Source organism: Devosia sp. CN2-171 (genome assembly GCF_049354815.1).
GTDB lineage: Bacteria > Pseudomonadota > Alphaproteobacteria > Rhizobiales > Devosiaceae > Devosia_A.
Window position 1 is genome coordinate 529,482 of the sequence record NZ_CP186479.1, and the last position, 15,227, is coordinate 544,708.

Below are 15,227 nucleotides of genomic sequence, written 5' to 3' on the forward strand. Positions count from 1 at the left end.
CTGCCGCAGAAGCAATTTGGGGGAGAAGTTCAAATGGGTCGCATGGATACACGTTCACTGCTGATTTTCCTCGTCATCGGCATCGTGGCTGGTTTTCTCGCCAGCCTGATCGTCGGTGGCGGCGGACTGATCACCTATCTCGTGAGCGGCATTATCGGTTCGTTCGTGGGCGGTTACCTGTTCACTGCCCTCAATATCAACCTCGGCATCAAAAGCCCCATCGTCAGCCAGATCATCACGTCGACTGTCGGGGCCATCATCGTTGTCGTCATCGCCAGGCTCATTGCCGGCTAGGAACGCTCCGTGGTTACTCTCATCGACAGCCTGGATACCCGTCCGCGCCATCCCGAAAAGGCCAACCGGCCCGAAAACGAGATGCTGCGCAAACCGGACTGGATCCGCGTCAAGGCGCCGGGTTCTCCCATCTACAAGGAGACCCATCAGATCGTGCGCGAGAACAATCTCGTCACGGTGTGCGAGGAAGCGGGCTGTCCCAATATCGGCGAGTGCTGGTCCAAGAAGCACGCGACCATGATGATCATGGGCGAGATCTGCACCCGCGCTTGCGCGTTCTGCAATGTGCGCACCGGCCTGCCGACGGCGCTCGATCCGATGGAGCCCGAGAACGTCGCCAATGCCGTGGCCAAGCTCGGCCTCGCGCATGTGGTGATCACCTCAGTCGATCGCGACGATCTCCCGGATGGCGGCGCCGAGCACTTCGCCCAGGTCATCCGCGCCATCCGCGCCAAGACGCCCAAGACCACGATCGAAATCCTGACGCCCGACTTCCTCCGCAAGGAAGGCGCACTCGAGATCGTCGTCGCGGCAAAGCCCGACGTCTTCAACCACAACCTCGAGACGGTGCCGTCGAAATACCTCAAGGTCCGCCCCGGCGCCCGCTACTTCCACTCCATCCGCCTCCTACAGCGGGTGAAGGAACTCGATCCGACCATGTTCACCAAGTCCGGCATCATGGTCGGCCTCGGCGAGGAGCGGAACGAAGTCCTGCAGCTGATGGACGACCTGCGCTCGGCCGATGTGGATTTCCTCACCATCGGCCAGTACCTGGCGCCGACCAAGAAGCACATCGCGGTCAACCGGTTCGTCACGCCGGAAGAGTTCAAGTCCTACGCTACCGTCGCGACGACGAAGGGCTTCCTGCTGGTCTCGTCGAGCCCGCTGACCCGCTCATCGCACCACGCCGGCGAGGATTTCGAGAAGCTTCGCGCAGCACGGATGGCCAAACTCGCCCATGCCTGATCTCTTCATCGAGCGGCACTCGCCGCACCTGCCGCAGCGGATGTTCGACCTCATATCGGATCTCGAGGCCTACCCGCGCTTCATCCCGAACTGCAAGGCGATGGAAGTCCGTGACGACGCAAGCGGTGCCACCCTGGCGCGCATGACCATCAGCTTCGGACCGGTCACTCAGGCCTATACCAGTCGCGTTGTGGCCGACCCGCAGGCGCTCACCATCACCGCCAAGGCTACCGACGGTCCCTTCGCCTATCTCGACAGCAAGTGGACGATCACGCCGGAAGGTGAGGGCTCGCGCATCCGGTTCGACATCGACTTCAAGATCTCGAACCCACTGATTGCCGCCGTGGCCGAGCCGGCCTTCGCGGCGAAGCAGGGCGAGATCATCGATGCGTTCGAGGATGAGGCTGACCGCCGGTTCGGCTGACTGCCCGGCACGGTGGCGTGCTGCCTCAGACTTGTGCGGTCCATCGGTTAAGCGACGGGTCAGACGGGCCTTTAGGGGCTTCCGGAGCGGCACGGCGCTTGCTTTGATGAGGTGACCTCACCTCCGACAAGGCGCCACCCGTGACCGACCAACCTCTGCACTACCGCTCCGCCAAGGAGCTGGCGCAACTCGTCGCCACCGGCGAGATCTCCGCTGTCGAGGTGATGCGGGCATTCCTCGCACGCATCGAGGAGGCCAACCCCAAGCTCAACACGATCGTGTCGATGTTGCCGGCAAGCGAGGCACTCGCGCACGCCGAGGCCGCCGACCGGTCACGGGCATCGGGCGATACGCTCGGCGTCCTGCATGGCTTGCCGATTGCGATCAAGGACCTGAACCACGTAAGGGGCTTTCCCACGAGCTTCGGATCGCGTGCCCACCTCGACGATCCCCTAGCGGATCGCGATGTCGCCATGGTCGCCAAGATCAGGGCCGCTGGTGCCTTGATCATCGGCAAGACCAACGCACCGGCTTATGGCGTCGGCACGCTGACCTTCAACGATGTGTTCGGCGTCACCCGCAACCCGTGGGACACTAGCAAGCATGCCGGCGGCTCGAGCGGGGGTGGTGCCGCAGTGGCGGCAGGCCTGCTGCCGTTCGCCGATGGCGGCGACAGCGGCGGGTCGATCCGCTACCCGCCGTCGTTCTGCAACATCGTGGGACTGCGCACCTCTCCCGGCCGCGTGCCGCTCGAGGGCTTCGGTGACGCCTGGACGCCGCATGTCGTGCTGGGTCCGATGGCTCGCTCATCGGAGGATGCCGGCCTGCTGCTGGCCGCCATGTCGGGGGTGTCAGATATCAGTGCCACGTCCATCGACCAGGACCCGTCGATCTTCCTGCGCCTCGCCGACGTCGACCTGTCCGACATCCGCATTGCCTGGAGCAAGGATGCCGGGGGATTGCCGATCGATCCCGAGGTCCGGGCGGGGTATGCGCGGGCCCGCGAGACGCTCGAACGCCTCGGCTGCAAGATCGAGGATGTCGACTTCGACCTTTCGACCGCCGACCGGGCTTGGGAAGTGATCGAAATGTTCGGTTTCTTCATGGACGCGCCGAAAGCGGCTTGGGAGAAACCTGAGCTTCTCAGGCCCGACTACCTGCGGAACATCCGGCAGGGTGCCGCGACACCGCCCGAGGAGCTGGCCTGGGGCATCAGGGAGCGTACGGCTATCTTCCTGCGCATGGCGGCGCTGCTGCGCGACTACGATGTGTTCGTGACGCCAGCCACGCCTGTGACCGCTCCACCCGCCGAAGTCGAGTGGGTCAGTGAGATCGATGGCGTGAATCTCGATCGCTACTTCAAGTGGCAGCGCATGGCCTGCCGCCTGACGATGACCGCGCATCCAATCCTCGTCACGCCCGGCGGCTTCACCGACAGCGGCATGCCATTCGGCCTGCAGATCGTCGGGCCGATGCGCGGCGAGCACAGGCTGCTGTCGCTCGGTAATGCCATCGAGAGGGCGACGGGCTGGATCAATAGGCGGCCGGCCGGAGTCTAGGCCACAGCCTTCAGCACGAGCCTGAGCGCCTGGACCACGGTTGCGTGCCGGACCTCGTCGCGGTTGCCGGGAAACACCTGGCGCAGATGCGTGGTGCCGTCCTCGGTCGCGACGGCGAAATGCACCAGCCCCACCGGCTTGTCGTCGCTGCCGCCATTCGGCCCCGCGATCCCTGTCACCGCCACCGCCACGTGCGTCCCAGCCGCCGTCAGCGCGCCGTCCGCCATCGCGATGGCGACTTCTTCGGACACGGCACCGAACTGCCGCAACATTCCGAAGGGCACGCCGATCATGGCGATCTTGGCCTCGTTGGAATAGGTGACGAACCCGCCATAGACCACGTCCGATGATCCGGAGATCGACGTCAGCGCGCCGGCGATCAGTCCGCCGGTGCAGCTCTCGGCCGTCGCGATGGTCAGGCCCGCATCCTTGAGGGCGGCAATGGTTTCGGCGGCGAGTGCAGCAATGTCCTCGGGCAGCTTCATCTCAATCCTCCCGCGGCAGCTCTACGCTTGCCGTTGCCATGGCCACGATACCTTCGCGGCGACCGGTGAAGCCGAGTTCTTCGCTTGTCGTCGCCTTGATGGCGACGCGGCGCGGCGAGATCGAGCAGGCTCCAGCGATCGCGGCCTTCATCGCTTCGACATGCGGCCCGATGCGGGGCGCCTCGCAGACGATGGTGACGTCGAGGTTGACGATCCGGCCGCCGCGCTCGGCGACGAGGCCAGCGGCGTGTATGAGGAAGATCGACGATGCAGCGCCCTTCCATTGCGGATCGGAGGGCGGGAAATGCTTGCCGATATCGCCTTCGCCGAGCGCGCCATAGATGGCGTCCGTCAGGGCGTGCAGCGCTACATCGGCATCGGAGTGCCCCTTGAGCTTATGCGTGTGCGGGATCTCGACGCCGCCCAGCCACACGGCGTTACCCACGTCAAACGGATGGACGTCGAACCCGCTGCCGACCCGCGTTTCCATGGGCGCCTCCTGGGCCAGGAGGCGCTCCGCGCGGGCGAAATCCTCCGGGTGTGTGATCTTGATGTTGGTCGTGCTGCCGGGGGTGAGGGCTACCGTGAGCCCTGCCCATTCGGCGATGGCCGCATCGTCGGTGAACTCTCGCGGCATGCGTCCGGCGCGCAGGTGGGCGCTGAGGATCTGCGGAAAGCGGAACCCCTGCGGGGTCTGCGCCGCGAACAGCGTGCTACGGTCTTCCGTGGCCGTTACCGTCTTGCCGTCGATCGATCGCTTGATCGTGTCCGTCACCGGCACGGTCGGCAGCGCCGCTTCCGCCCCGGCCAAGGCCTTGATCACGCCGTCGATCACTTCGCCAGGGACCAGTGGTCGCGCCGCGTCCTGGATCAGCACCAGGTCCGGCCGCTTGGGCCCCAGCGCTGTCAGCCCCGCCAGCACCGATGCCTGACGATTGGCGCCGCCATGAACCGGTGGCAGCAGGCGCGGATCAGCAAGCCCGAGGGCCTCGTAGCGCTCGGCGTGTTCGGCGTTGATCACCGGTACGATCCAGCTAATGTCGGCCCGATCGAGGAATGCGCCCATCGTCCTCGACAACACTGCTATGCCCGCAAGCTTGCGGTATTGCTTCGGCCTCGCGTCTCCGCTAGCAGTGGCGCGTTCGCCGCGACCTGCCGCGACAACGATGACGGCGATGCTGCGCGGACCTGTCATAGTCGTTTCACAAGAGCCCCTTAGCTGGCGCGGCAAGCTCTATCGGTGGCCCTCCGGCACTGCAAGTGGCCTCGCCAAACAGGCGCTTACGTCGCGCTTTACGTGGTTGCGCCCCGGCGATTTTTGACTATTCTGCAGGCACTTTTTCTAAATGAGCAAATCTGGGGCAGGGATTGTCTGAGTTTGCCTGCACGATGAGCATTGCTGGTCACCTTTTGCCCAACCGAGCCTTTTTGGCGCCGATGGCCGGAATCACTGACGCCCCGATGCGCCGGCTGGCGGAGCGGTTTGGCGCTGGTCTGGTCGTGTCCGAGATGATCGCGAGCAACGCCCTTGCCACCGGCCAGGAAGAGATGGTGCGCAAGCTCCACAAATCCGGCTCGCTGCCGCATGTCGTGCAACTGGCAGGCTGCGAGGCCGAGTGGATGAAGAAGGGCGCCGAGATCGCCTATGCGGCGGGGGCCGACATCATCGACATCAACATGGGCTGCCCGGCCAAGCGCGTCACCAATGGCTATGCTGGCTCCGCGCTGATGCGCGTGCCCGACGAGGCGCTCAAGCTCATCGATGCGGTCGTTGCGGCGACACCGCTGCCCGTGACCGTGAAGATGCGTCTCGGCTGGGACGAGGACAGCATGAACGCCGCCGATCTGGCGCGCCGCGCTGTCGATGCCGGAGCCCAGATGATCACGGTCCATGGGCGGACTCGGCAGCAGTTCTACAAGGGCGAGGCGCGCTGGCACCTTGTGCGGCCCGTCGTGGAGGCCGTCGACGTTCCCGTTGTCGTCAACGGCGACATCACCGACCTGGCGGCTGCACGAGCAGCGCTCGATCAGTCCGGTGCTGCCGCCGTGATGATCGGGCGTGGAGCGCAGGGGCAGCCGTGGAAGGTCGGCCAGATCGGCGCCGCTCTCGACGGCGGGGAAGGGGCGGCCAGCCCGACCGGAGCCGAGCTCAGCGCCATCGTCGCCGAGCACTATGACGCGATCCTCGTCACCTACGGAACGCACGTAGGTCTCCGCGCCGCGCGCAAGCACCTCGACTGGTACCTGGAGGCCGCCGGTATCGCGCTGGACAAGCCGACGCGTAACCGCCTCCTCAACGCCGAAGACCCGGCCGAAGTCCATTCCATGATCCCCGATATCTACGAAAGCGGCTGGAGGCTCGCTGCATGAGCAAGGTTCCGCCGCCGGCGCTCAGCACGGCAGTGCTGCAGGCGCTGCCGCAGCCCATCATCGTGTGTGGCGAGGATCGGAGCATCGTCTTCGTCAACTACGCCGCCGAGGCCTTCTTCGGCGCATCGCTCAGCGTGCTGATGCGACAGAAACTTGACGACCTGATCGCCTTTGGTTCGCCCATCATCGGGCTCCTCGATGCCGTGGTCGATCGGCGCGGGCCGATGACCGAGTATCGTGTCCGGGTTGGTTCGTCGCGCTTCAGCGAAGCAAACGACGACCGGATCGTCGACGTGTTCGCCTCGCCGCTGTCGGAGGCCGACGGTCGCATCGCGCTCCTCTTCCAGGAGCGCACCATGGCGGACAAGATCGACCGCCAGTTGGTCAGCCGCGGTGCGGCACGCTCGGTCACCGGCCTTGCGTCGATGCTGGCGCACGAAATCAAGAACCCGTTGTCCGGCATACGTGGTGCGGCGCAGCTGCTCGAGCAGAGCGTGACGCCGGACGAGCTGCCGCTTGCACGGCTGGTCCGCGACGAGGTCGACCGGATCGTCGACCTGATCGACCGCGTCGAGGTGTTCGGCGACGACCGTCCCGTCGAGCGTGAGGCGATCAACATCCACGTCATCCTCGATCGGGTGAAGCTGCTGGCCAAGAACGGCGTTGCGCGGGGCATCACCTTCTCGGAGGAGTATGATCCGTCGCTTCCACCCGTCGGCGGCAACCGCGATCAGCTCATCCAGGTCTTCCTAAACCTCGTGAAAAACGCCGCTGAAGCCCTTGAGCGGACGCCGAAAGCCGAGATCAAGTTCTCGACGGCATTCCGTCCCGGCATCCGTATTTCAGTGCAGGGCGTATCCGAGCGTATCTCGCTGCCGATCGAAATCGTGATCGAGGACAACGGCCCGGGCGTGCCGCCCGACATCATGCCGATCCTGTTCGATCCGTTCGTCACCACCAAGTCGAACGGCTCGGGCCTGGGGCTGGCGCTCGTCGCCAAGATCATCGGCGATCACGGCGGCGTCGTCGACATGGACAGCCGCCCCGGCCGCACCCGTTTCCGCATCCTTCTGCCCGTCGCCGCCAAGTCGACGGTGATCGAGACCGAGTCCGAAGAGGTTCTGGCGAAATGAGCCACACTGTGCTGCTTGCCGATGACGATGCCGCCATCCGCATGGTGCTGAACCAGGCGCTGACCCGCGCCGGCTACGAGGTCCGCCCGACGGGCAACATGTCCACTATGTGGAACTGGGTGAGCCGCGGGGAAGGGGACCTGCTGATCACCGACGTATCGATGCCGGACGGCAATGCCTTTGACATCATGCCCAAGATCAAGAAGCTGCGCCCCGACCTGCCCATGGTGGTGATGAGCGCGCAGAACACCTTCATGACGGCCATCCGAGCCAACGAGGTCGGCGCCTACGAATACCTGCCCAAGCCTTTCGACATCACCGAGGTGCTGTCGGTCGTCGCCCGGGCGCTCGCCGACGCCAAGAAGTCGCCGTCGGCCGAGAAGAAGGCGGATGAGCCGGGCGAGACCATGCCGCTCGTCGGCCGTTCGCCGGCGATGCAGGACATTTACCGGGCCCTTGCTCGTCTGATGCAGACCGACCTCACGGTGATGATCACCGGCGAGAGCGGCACCGGCAAGGAACTGGTGGCACGGGCGCTGCACAATTTCGGCAAGCGCCGGAACGGGCCGTTCGTCGCCATCAACATGGCTGCGATCCCGCGCGACCTGATCGAAGCCGAACTGTTCGGCCACGAGAAGGGCGCCTTCACCGGCGCCACCGCAAGGTCCTCCGGCCGCTTCGAGCAGGCTGAGGGCGGCACGCTCTTCCTCGACGAAATCGGCGACATGCCGATGGATGCCCAGACCCGCCTGCTGCGCGTGCTGCAGGAGGGCGAGTACACGATGGTCGGCGGCCGTACGCCGATCAAGTCGAACGTTCGCATCGTTGCTGCGACGCACCGCGATCTCAGCCAGATGATCCGGCAGGGCCTGTTCCGCGAGGATCTCTACTACCGCCTCAACGTGGTGCCGATCCGCCTGCCGCCGCTGCGCGAGCGCATCGACGACGTCAACGACCTGGTGCAGCACTTCCTGCGTGCGGCGCAGCGCGAGGGCGAGCCGGTCAAGACCATCTCGCCCGACGCCATCCGGCTGATGCAGAACTATTCGTGGCCGGGCAACATCCGCGAACTCGAGAACCTCGTCCGGCGCCTTTCGGCGCTCTACGCTGACGAGAACATCTCGCTCGAGATCGTGCAGAGCGAACTGAACCTCTCGGACCGACAGCCGGTCGCAACGGCGTCCGGGCCCGTGGATGTCTCGACCGCTGTGGAGACGCATGTCGCGCAACTGCTGCGCGAGTACGAGCCCAACCTGCCGCCGGCCGGGCTTTACCAGCGGGTCATCGACAAAGTCGAGGCGCCGCTCATCGCCATGGCGCTGAATGCCTGCGGCGGCAACCAGATCCGGGCTGCCGACCTGCTCGGGCTGAACCGCAACACGCTGCGCAAGAAGATCCGCGCCCACTCGATCGAGATCGTCAAGCAATCGCGCCGGCAGGGCTGACGCGATCACATTGCTTCCGGCCGGGCAGGGACCTGTTGCTATTTTGCACCAATGGGCCTAGGCAGGGTCATCTTGGCGTAATGGCCGAGTGTCACATTTTTGCACCAATTTGACTTGAGGGTCCTCGTGGGTAGGGAGCCCACCGAGTCCCCGACATTGGCCACTGGATGCACGACGCAACGCTCGCAAGCGACGCACTGCCTGAGCCAACCCTGACGCCCGCCGTAGCGCGGACGCGACCGGTGCTGTTCGGCGATGCGGGCCGGCGGACCATCCGGACAATCGGGCTCATCGTCGTGCTGCTGTCGGTTTTCGTGTCGTCGGGCTCGTTCCTGATCATGACCGGGGCCAGCGATATCGAGCCGACGCCCGAGGTCTGGACGATCATCTGGATCGTCAACGGCCTGCTGGTGCTGTCGGTGATCGCACTCGTCCTCACTGAGGCGACGCTCCTGATCCAGTCGCGCATGCGCGGAGCGCCAGGTGCGGGGCTACAGGTCCGCATGGTGACCATGTTTGCCATGGTGGCCGCCGTACCGGCGCTGCTCGTCGCTGTGGTCGCCATGATTTCGCTCAACCAGGGCCTCGACCAGTGGTTCTCGGAGCGGACCCGGACGATGGTCGAGAGCTCGCGGCTCGTGGCGCGCTCCTACATGCTGGAGCACTCCCAGGTGCTGCGCGACGACATCATCTGGGTCGCCAACGAGCTCGAGCAGGCGCGCGGCACGTTCGAGACCGACCGCGTCAAGTTCCAGCGCATCCTCACCGCACTCGCCGTCACCCGCTCGCTGCCGTTCACGTCGCTGATCTCGGCCGATGGCGACACGCTGATGAAGGCGCAGATCAACGCCCCTGGCACCGCGCCGCGAGTCCCGCCCGGCCTCACGCAGGGCGTGGTCGAGGGCAGGCCGACCGAAATAGCTCCCGGCCGGACCAATCTTGTCGGCTCCGTGGTGAAGCTTCGCGGCTACGAGAATACCTACCTGTTCGTGGCGCGCCCGGTGGATCCGGAAGTGCTCGAATTCACCCGCCTCACCGATCAGAACATCACCGAGTACCGCAACTACGAGAGCAACCGGCTGGTCTTCCAGATCACCTTTACGCTCATGTATGTCGGCCTCGCGCTGGTGCTGCTGCTGGCGGCGGTGTGGATCGGCATCGCTCTCGCCAACCGCTTCGTCGACCCGATCCGGAACCTGATGATCGCTTCCAGCCGCGTTTCCGGCGGCGACCTCGACGTGCGCATCCCAGTGCAGGAAGGCAAGGGCGACCTGCGCGACCTGACCAACCGCTTCAACACCATGACGCAGCAGCTCAAGACGCAGCGCGTCGCCCTGGTCGAAGCCAACGAAACCAATGAGAAGCGGCGGCAGTTTACCGAGGCGGTGGTGGAGGGCGTGTCGGCCGGCATTGTCGGGCTCGACCCGTTCGGGGCCATCACGCTCGTCAATCTCAGGGCGGCCGAAATGGTTGGCGCGAACGAAATCGAGCTGGTCGGCAAGCGTATCGACGAGGTGATCCCGGCACTCGCACCGATCATCGAGCGAGCAAAGTCGGCGCGGCGCGGGACAATCCGCGACCAGGTCGAGATCGGCTCCGGGCCGGATTATCGCACCTATCAGGTACAGCTGACCCGCGAGGGGGCGATGACGGAGAGCAAGGGCTTCGTCGTCACGCTCGACGACATCACGGACCTGCTGTCGGCGCAGCGCACCGGCGCCTGGGCCGACGTGGCGCGCCGCATCGCGCACGAGATAAAGAACCCGCTGACGCCGATCCAGCTCAGCGCCGAGCGCCTGCGCCGGCGCTATGCGAGCAAGCTGGCCGATGATTTCGACGTGTTCGACAAGTGCATCAACACCATCATCCGCCAGGTTGGCGATATCGGCCGCATGGTCGACGAGTTCTCGTCGTTCGCGCGCATGCCGGAGGCAAAGCTCGAGAAGGGCAGCCTAACGGATTCGGTGCGGCAGGCGGTGTTCCTCGAGAGCGTCCGGCTCCCCGAAGTGCAGATCAAGGTCGAACTGCCGGATGAGCCGATCATCGCCTGGTTCGACAACCGGCTGATCAGCCAGGTGCTCACCAACCTGATCAAGAACGCGGTCGAGGCGATCGAAGGTGCTGGGCTCGAAGCGATCAAGAGCCCGGTGATCACGGTAGCTGCGGCGCCCGAGGGCGAGATGGTCCGGATCTCGGTCTCCGACAACGGCAAGGGCTGGCCGAAGGAGAACCGCAACCGGCTGCTCGAGCCTTATGTGACGACGCGCGAGAAAGGCACGGGCCTTGGTCTCGCGATTGTCGCAAAAATCATTGAACAGCACGGCGGCAAGGTCGACCTGATCGATGCCGAACCGGACGAGAACGGGCGCATCGGCGCCTGCTTTACCTTCACTCTGCCGCTCAAGCGGGCAGATGAAGCAGACGACGGGGAGCCAGCAGCTCCCGAGACGGTTGCGGAGCAGCAGGCCGCTACCGAGATAACGAGCGACGCAGCGGGTGGGGCAAAACCTGACAGCGGACAGCAAGAGGAGCCGCAATTGCAAGCGGTCGACAATACCTGATGGCCCTCGACATTCTGATTATCGATGACGAGGACGATATCCGCGACCTGATCGCGGGTATTCTTGAGGACGAGGGTTACCAGACACGGCAGGCTCACGACGCGGATTCCGGTCTCAACGAGATCGCACGGCGGCGTCCAAGCCTGGTGTTTCTGGATATCTGGATGCAGGGCAGCCGGTTGGACGGCCTGCAACTGCTCGACGAGTTCCAGAGCCAGCACCCCGACATGCCGGTGGTGATGATCTCGGGTCACGGCAACGTGGAGACGGCGGTCAGTGCCATCCGCCGCGGTGCCTACGACTATATCGAGAAGCCGTTCAAGGTGGACCGGCTGCTGCTCATCACGCAGCGGGCGATGGAGGCGGCCCGGCTGAAGAACGAGGTCGCCGATCTGCGCGAACGCTCGAGCAAGACGGTCGAGCTTGTCGGCAACTCCCCGGCGATGCAGGGGGTCAGGGGCGTGATCGAAAAATCGGCCCCGACCAACTCCCGCATCTTCATCTCCGGCTCCTCCGGCACCGGAAAGGGCCTGTCCGCCCGCCTGATCCACCAAAAGAGCACGCGCGCGGATTCCCCGTTCGTCGAGATCAACTGCTCGCTCTACTCACCCGATGAAGTCGGGGTCGTGCTCTTCGGCCGCGAGACACGCGAGAAGACGGGCATCCTCCGCACCGAAGTCGGCGCGCTCGAAAAGGCGCACGGCGGTACGCTGTACCTCTCCGAGGTCGCGACGTTGCCGGCGCAGGCTCAGCAGGCGTTGCTGCGCACGCTCGTCGAGAGCAAGTTCAACCGTGTCGGCGGCGCCGTGGCGGTGCCCATCGATGTGCGCATCATCTCATCCAGCTCCCAGAATGTCGGCCCGCTCATCGAGTCCGGGCAGTTCCGCTCGGATCTGTTCCACCGCCTGTCGATCGTGCCGCTGCAGCTGACGCCGCTCAAGGAGCGGCGTGAGGATATCCCGCCGCTGGTAAGTACCTTCATCGATCAGGTTTGCCGCCTCCATAACCTGAGGAGCATGTCGGTCGGCGAGGACGCCGTGGCGGTGCTGCAGGCGCAGGATTGGCCAGGCAATGCCCGCCAGCTGCGCAACTCGATCGAGCGGCTGCTCATCCTCGTGAAGGACCAGGCTCCCGCCGATGGAGTCATCACCGCCGCGCTGTTGCCGCCAGATATCGGCGAAGTCCTGCCGACAGTGGGTGACAGCGATTCCTCGGCCCACCTGATGAGCCTGCCGCTGCGGGATGCCCGCGAGGTGTTCGAGCGGCAGTATTTGATGGCGCAGATCGAGCGGTTCGGCGGGAATATCTCCAAGACGGCCGAATTCGTCGGCATGGAGCGCAGTGCGCTTCACCGAAAGATCAAGTCGCTCGGCCTGTAGCGGGGCTTGCTCCGCCGGGTAGGCACTCACTATCTTCTGTGCCATAGTTTCTCCCGCGATGGGAAAACAACGGCGAATAGGGTAGCAGCGGTGGCGGCTGCTGCTGAGACAGGGCGATCGGCTTTTGCCGGTCAGCCTCCACATGACAAGAGGCCAGAGAATGCCCAGCGAAAAGACTCAGAACCTTCAGGACGCGTTCCTCAACCACGTCCGTAAGCAGAAAGTCCCGGTGACTATCTTCCTGGTCAATGGGGTAAAGCTGCAGGGGGTCATCACCTGGTTCGACAACTTCTGCCTGCTTCTAAGGCGCGATGCCCAATCGCAACTGGTCTACAAGCACGCGATTTCGACGATCATGCCGGGTGCTCCGATCCAGCTGTTCGATCCCGAGCACGCGACCGAGGACTGACGTAGCCTGATGAGTGACGAGCACGACGACGAGGCCGCCCAGCAGGGCGGCCCAAAGGCATTCATAGATCACCGCACTGCACCGACGCGCGTGGGCCTGATTGTGCCGGACGTAAGGGGCAGGGCGACCAACCACTCGATCGAGGCCCGCAAGGCGGAGTTCGAGGGGCTGGCGAGTGCGATCAATGTCGAGATCCTGTTCTCCGAGATCGCCAAGGTTCGCGAGATCAAGCCGGCGACCTTCATCGGCGGCGGTCATGTCGCGGACTTCGCTGAGCGCGTGAAGGCGGACAAGATCGAGCTGCTGCTCGTCGATACCGCGCTGCATCCGATCCAGCAGCGCAATCTCGAGAAGGAAACCGGTGCCAAGGTCCTCGACCGCACTGGTCTCATCCTGGAAATCTTCGGCGAGCGCGCGGCCACCCGCGAAGGTGTGCTGCAGGTTGAACTCGCCCATCTGAACTACCAGAAGAGCCGGCTGGTGCGCAGCTGGACGCACCTTGAGCGGCAGCGCGGCTCGGGCGGCTTCGGCTTCATGGGAGGCCCTGGCGAGACGCAGCTGGAAAGCGATCGACGTCAGCTCCAGGATCGCATCAAGATGCTGGAAGAACGCATTGAAAAGGTTAGACAAACACGCGGTCAGCAGAAGGGTAGGCGCGATGCTGTGCCGTTCCAGGTGGTGGCGCTCGTCGGCTACACCAACGCCGGAAAGTCGAGCCTGTTCAATACCTTGACCGGGGCAGGGGTGTTCGCCCAGGATTTGCTCTTCGCGACCCTCGACACCACGGTTCGCAAGATCGCGCTACGTCACGGCCGTGAGGTCATGTTGTCCGACACGGTCGGCTTCGTTTCCGAGCTACCGACGGATCTCGTCGCGGCGTTCCGGGCGACGCTCGAAGAGGTGCTGGAAGCCAACATCATCCTGCATGTGCGCGACGTCGCCAATCCGGACCATGCAGCGCAGGCAGTCGACGTGCTCAAGGTGCTCGAAGAGCTAGGCGTTTCGGCCGATGCAACGCCGATCATCGAGGTCTGGAACAAAGTCGACCTGTTGGAGCGCGATGCCGACGGCAGCATTCCGGCGCTCGCGACGCTGACACCGGCCGGCAAGGTCGCAGCCTCGGTTCCCGTCTCGGCGCAGACCGGCGAGGGTCTGGACCGGCTGCTTGATACGGTCGAGAAGGTCCTGGCCGGGCAGGGGCGCACCTACCGGGTCCGCGTGCCGCATACTGCCGGCGCCGATGTCGGTTGGCTCTATGGCCACGCCGAGATCATCGGCAAGGATGAGGCGGACGACGAGGCGCAGGTCTACGAAGTGCGGGTCGAGGCCCGGCACAAGAACGCCTTCACGTCACGTTTTGCCGGCCGCATCGAGGGCTCAGACGCTGCCTGAGCGGTCCTTGGTGCGGATCTCGTTCCAGTAGCCATCGAGACGCTCGAGCCCAGCCTCGGCCAGCGGTACCGCGTCCTCGGTCGCGCGTGCTTCGACGTAGCGGAAGCGCCGATCGAACTTGGCGTTGGCGTCGCGCAGGGCCGCTTCGGGTTCGATACCCAACTTGCGGGCAAGGTTTGCCGCAGCGAACAGCAGGTCGCCCAGCTCCTCCTGGACCTTTGCCGAATTATCGAGTTCTGCCGCCTCGGCGACCTCGTCCAGTTCCTCGCGAACCTTGGCAAGAGTCTCGCGCCAGTCCGGCCAGTCGAACTGGACGGATGCGGCGCGCCGGCTCAGCTTTTCGGCTCGGGCGAGGGCTGGGAGCACGCGGGGGACATCGTCGAGGATGGACGTCTGCGTCTGCTTGCGGGCGGCCTTTTTCGCACGCTCCTCCGCCTTCACCTCATCCCACTTGGCCTTGGCGCCGCCGGCGTTGCGAGCCGCTTCCTCGCCAAAGACGTGCGGGTGGCGCCGGATGAGCTTCTCGGTGATGGCGTAGACGACATCGCCGATGTCGAACAGGCCTTCCTCCGACGCCATCTGGGCGTGGTAGACCGGCTGGAGCAGGAGGTCGCCCAACTCCTCGCGCAGGTCCGAGAAGTCCTTGCGCTCGATGGCATCGGCGACTTCGTAGGCTTCCTCGATCGTGTAGTTGCTGATCGAGGCGAAGTCCTGCTCGAGGTCCCAGGGGCAGCCGCCATTGGGGTTGCGAAGCGCCGCCATGATCTCGATGAGGCGGGAAATGTCGCGCGACGGCTGCATGGGACCTCC

At 64.8% G+C, this 15,227-nt stretch carries 14 protein-coding genes; 11 read left to right on the top strand and 3 right to left on the bottom strand.

Annotated features, from left to right (window positions below; translation table 11 throughout):
• Window positions 1–42 precede the first annotated feature (42 nt).
• From ACOYW5_RS02765 to ACOYW5_RS02780, 4 genes are all read left to right on the top strand, one after another.
• Window positions 43–294, top strand: coding sequence for a GlsB/YeaQ/YmgE family stress response membrane protein (locus ACOYW5_RS02765; protein WP_423067733.1), 252 nt, complete (start codon window positions 43–45; stop codon window positions 292–294).
• A 9-nt stretch (window positions 295–303) separates the two neighbouring features.
• A complete protein-coding gene (gene lipA, locus ACOYW5_RS02770; protein WP_423067734.1) occupies window positions 304–1,260 on the top strand; it encodes a lipoyl synthase in 957 nt (318 codons plus the stop codon).
• Window positions 1,253–1,684 (top strand): type II toxin-antitoxin system RatA family toxin, encoded by a 432-nt coding sequence (locus ACOYW5_RS02775; protein ID WP_423067735.1) that lies wholly within the window; start codon window positions 1,253–1,255, stop codon window positions 1,682–1,684. The genes lipA and ACOYW5_RS02775 overlap by 8 nt, the downstream gene beginning before the upstream one ends.
• A 140-nt stretch (window positions 1,685–1,824) precedes the next feature.
• Window positions 1,825–3,243 (top strand): amidase, encoded by a 1,419-nt coding sequence (locus tag ACOYW5_RS02780; RefSeq protein WP_423067736.1) that lies wholly within the window; start codon window positions 1,825–1,827, stop codon window positions 3,241–3,243.
• Here ACOYW5_RS02780 and ACOYW5_RS02785 read toward each other — a convergent pair.
• Window positions 3,240–3,728 carry a CinA family protein gene (locus ACOYW5_RS02785; RefSeq protein ID WP_423067737.1) on the bottom strand — a complete coding sequence of 163 codons (489 nt, stop codon included), beginning with the start codon at window positions 3,726–3,728 and terminating at the stop codon, window positions 3,240–3,242. The two genes, ACOYW5_RS02780 and ACOYW5_RS02785, sit on opposite strands and share 4 nt — an antisense overlap.
• Window position 3,729: 1 nt before the next feature.
• Window positions 3,730–4,923, bottom strand: a complete 1,194-nt coding sequence (locus ACOYW5_RS02790) for a bifunctional 2-C-methyl-D-erythritol 4-phosphate cytidylyltransferase/2-C-methyl-D-erythritol 2,4-cyclodiphosphate synthase (RefSeq protein ID WP_423067738.1) — start codon at window positions 4,921–4,923, stop codon at window positions 3,730–3,732.
• 242 nt (window positions 4,924–5,165) lie between these two features.
• Here ACOYW5_RS02790 and dusB point away from each other — a divergent pair, with 242 nt between their 5' ends.
• The 7 genes from dusB (at window position 5,166) to hflX (ending at window position 14,417) form a co-directional block, all read left to right on the top strand.
• Window positions 5,166–6,098 carry a tRNA dihydrouridine synthase DusB gene (gene dusB, locus ACOYW5_RS02795; RefSeq protein ID WP_423067739.1) on the top strand — a complete coding sequence of 311 codons (933 nt, stop codon included), beginning with the start codon at window positions 5,166–5,168 and terminating at the stop codon, window positions 6,096–6,098.
• Window positions 6,095–7,231 carry a two-component system sensor histidine kinase NtrB gene (locus tag ACOYW5_RS02800; RefSeq protein WP_423067740.1) on the top strand — a complete coding sequence of 379 codons (1,137 nt, stop codon included), beginning with the start codon at window positions 6,095–6,097 and terminating at the stop codon, window positions 7,229–7,231. Before dusB ends, ACOYW5_RS02800 begins: the two co-directional genes overlap by 4 nt.
• Window positions 7,228–8,676, top strand: coding sequence for a nitrogen regulation protein NR(I) (gene ntrC / locus ACOYW5_RS02805; RefSeq protein WP_423067741.1), 1,449 nt, complete (start codon window positions 7,228–7,230; stop codon window positions 8,674–8,676). Before ACOYW5_RS02800 ends, ntrC begins: the two co-directional genes overlap by 4 nt.
• 167 nt (window positions 8,677–8,843) lie before the next feature.
• Window positions 8,844–11,237 (top strand): ATP-binding protein, encoded by a 2,394-nt coding sequence (locus tag ACOYW5_RS02810; protein WP_423067742.1) that lies wholly within the window; start codon window positions 8,844–8,846, stop codon window positions 11,235–11,237.
• Complete coding sequence (locus ACOYW5_RS02815) at window positions 11,237–12,616, top strand: sigma-54-dependent transcriptional regulator (protein WP_423067743.1); 1,380 nt, start codon at window positions 11,237–11,239, stop codon at window positions 12,614–12,616. The genes ACOYW5_RS02810 and ACOYW5_RS02815 overlap by 1 nt, the downstream gene beginning before the upstream one ends.
• 160 nt (window positions 12,617–12,776) lie before the next feature.
• Window positions 12,777–13,025 (top strand): RNA chaperone Hfq, encoded by a 249-nt coding sequence (hfq, locus tag ACOYW5_RS02820; protein WP_423067744.1) that lies wholly within the window; start codon window positions 12,777–12,779, stop codon window positions 13,023–13,025.
• Window positions 13,026–13,034: 9 nt separating this feature from the next.
• Entirely contained in the window at window positions 13,035–14,417 is a 1,383-nt protein-coding gene (hflX, locus tag ACOYW5_RS02825; protein WP_423067745.1) for a GTPase HflX, read from the top strand.
• Here hflX and mazG read toward each other — a convergent pair.
• Entirely contained in the window at window positions 14,403–15,218 is an 816-nt protein-coding gene (gene mazG / locus ACOYW5_RS02830) for a nucleoside triphosphate pyrophosphohydrolase (protein ID WP_423067746.1), read from the bottom strand. The two genes, hflX and mazG, sit on opposite strands and share 15 nt — an antisense overlap.
• Window positions 15,219–15,227 lie beyond the last annotated feature (9 nt).

Bases quoted from the DNA above. Each gene is read 5' to 3' on its own strand.
- dusB (WP_423067739.1), top strand. From the start codon at position 5,166: ATGGCCGGAATCACTGACGCCCCGATGCGCCGGCTGGCGGAGCGGTTT.
- hflX (WP_423067745.1), top strand. From the start codon at position 13,035: ATGAGTGACGAGCACGACGACGAGGCCGCCCAGCAGGGCGGCCCAAAG.
- ACOYW5_RS02785 (WP_423067737.1), bottom strand. From the start codon at position 3,728: ATGAAGCTGCCCGAGGACATTGCTGCACTCGCCGCCGAAACCATTGCC.
- ACOYW5_RS02765 (WP_423067733.1), top strand. From the start codon at position 43: ATGGATACACGTTCACTGCTGATTTTCCTCGTCATCGGCATCGTGGCT.
- ACOYW5_RS02810 (WP_423067742.1), top strand. From the start codon at position 8,844: ATGCACGACGCAACGCTCGCAAGCGACGCACTGCCTGAGCCAACCCTG.
- mazG (WP_423067746.1), bottom strand. From the start codon at position 15,218: ATGCAGCCGTCGCGCGACATTTCCCGCCTCATCGAGATCATGGCGGCG.
- ACOYW5_RS02815 (WP_423067743.1), top strand. From the start codon at position 11,237: ATGGCCCTCGACATTCTGATTATCGATGACGAGGACGATATCCGCGAC.
- ACOYW5_RS02775 (WP_423067735.1), top strand. From the start codon at position 1,253: ATGCCTGATCTCTTCATCGAGCGGCACTCGCCGCACCTGCCGCAGCGG.
- ACOYW5_RS02790 (WP_423067738.1), bottom strand. From the start codon at position 4,923: ATGACAGGTCCGCGCAGCATCGCCGTCATCGTTGTCGCGGCAGGTCGC.
- ntrC (WP_423067741.1), top strand. From the start codon at position 7,228: ATGAGCCACACTGTGCTGCTTGCCGATGACGATGCCGCCATCCGCATG.
- hfq (WP_423067744.1), top strand. From the start codon at position 12,777: ATGCCCAGCGAAAAGACTCAGAACCTTCAGGACGCGTTCCTCAACCAC.
- ACOYW5_RS02800 (WP_423067740.1), top strand. From the start codon at position 6,095: ATGAGCAAGGTTCCGCCGCCGGCGCTCAGCACGGCAGTGCTGCAGGCG.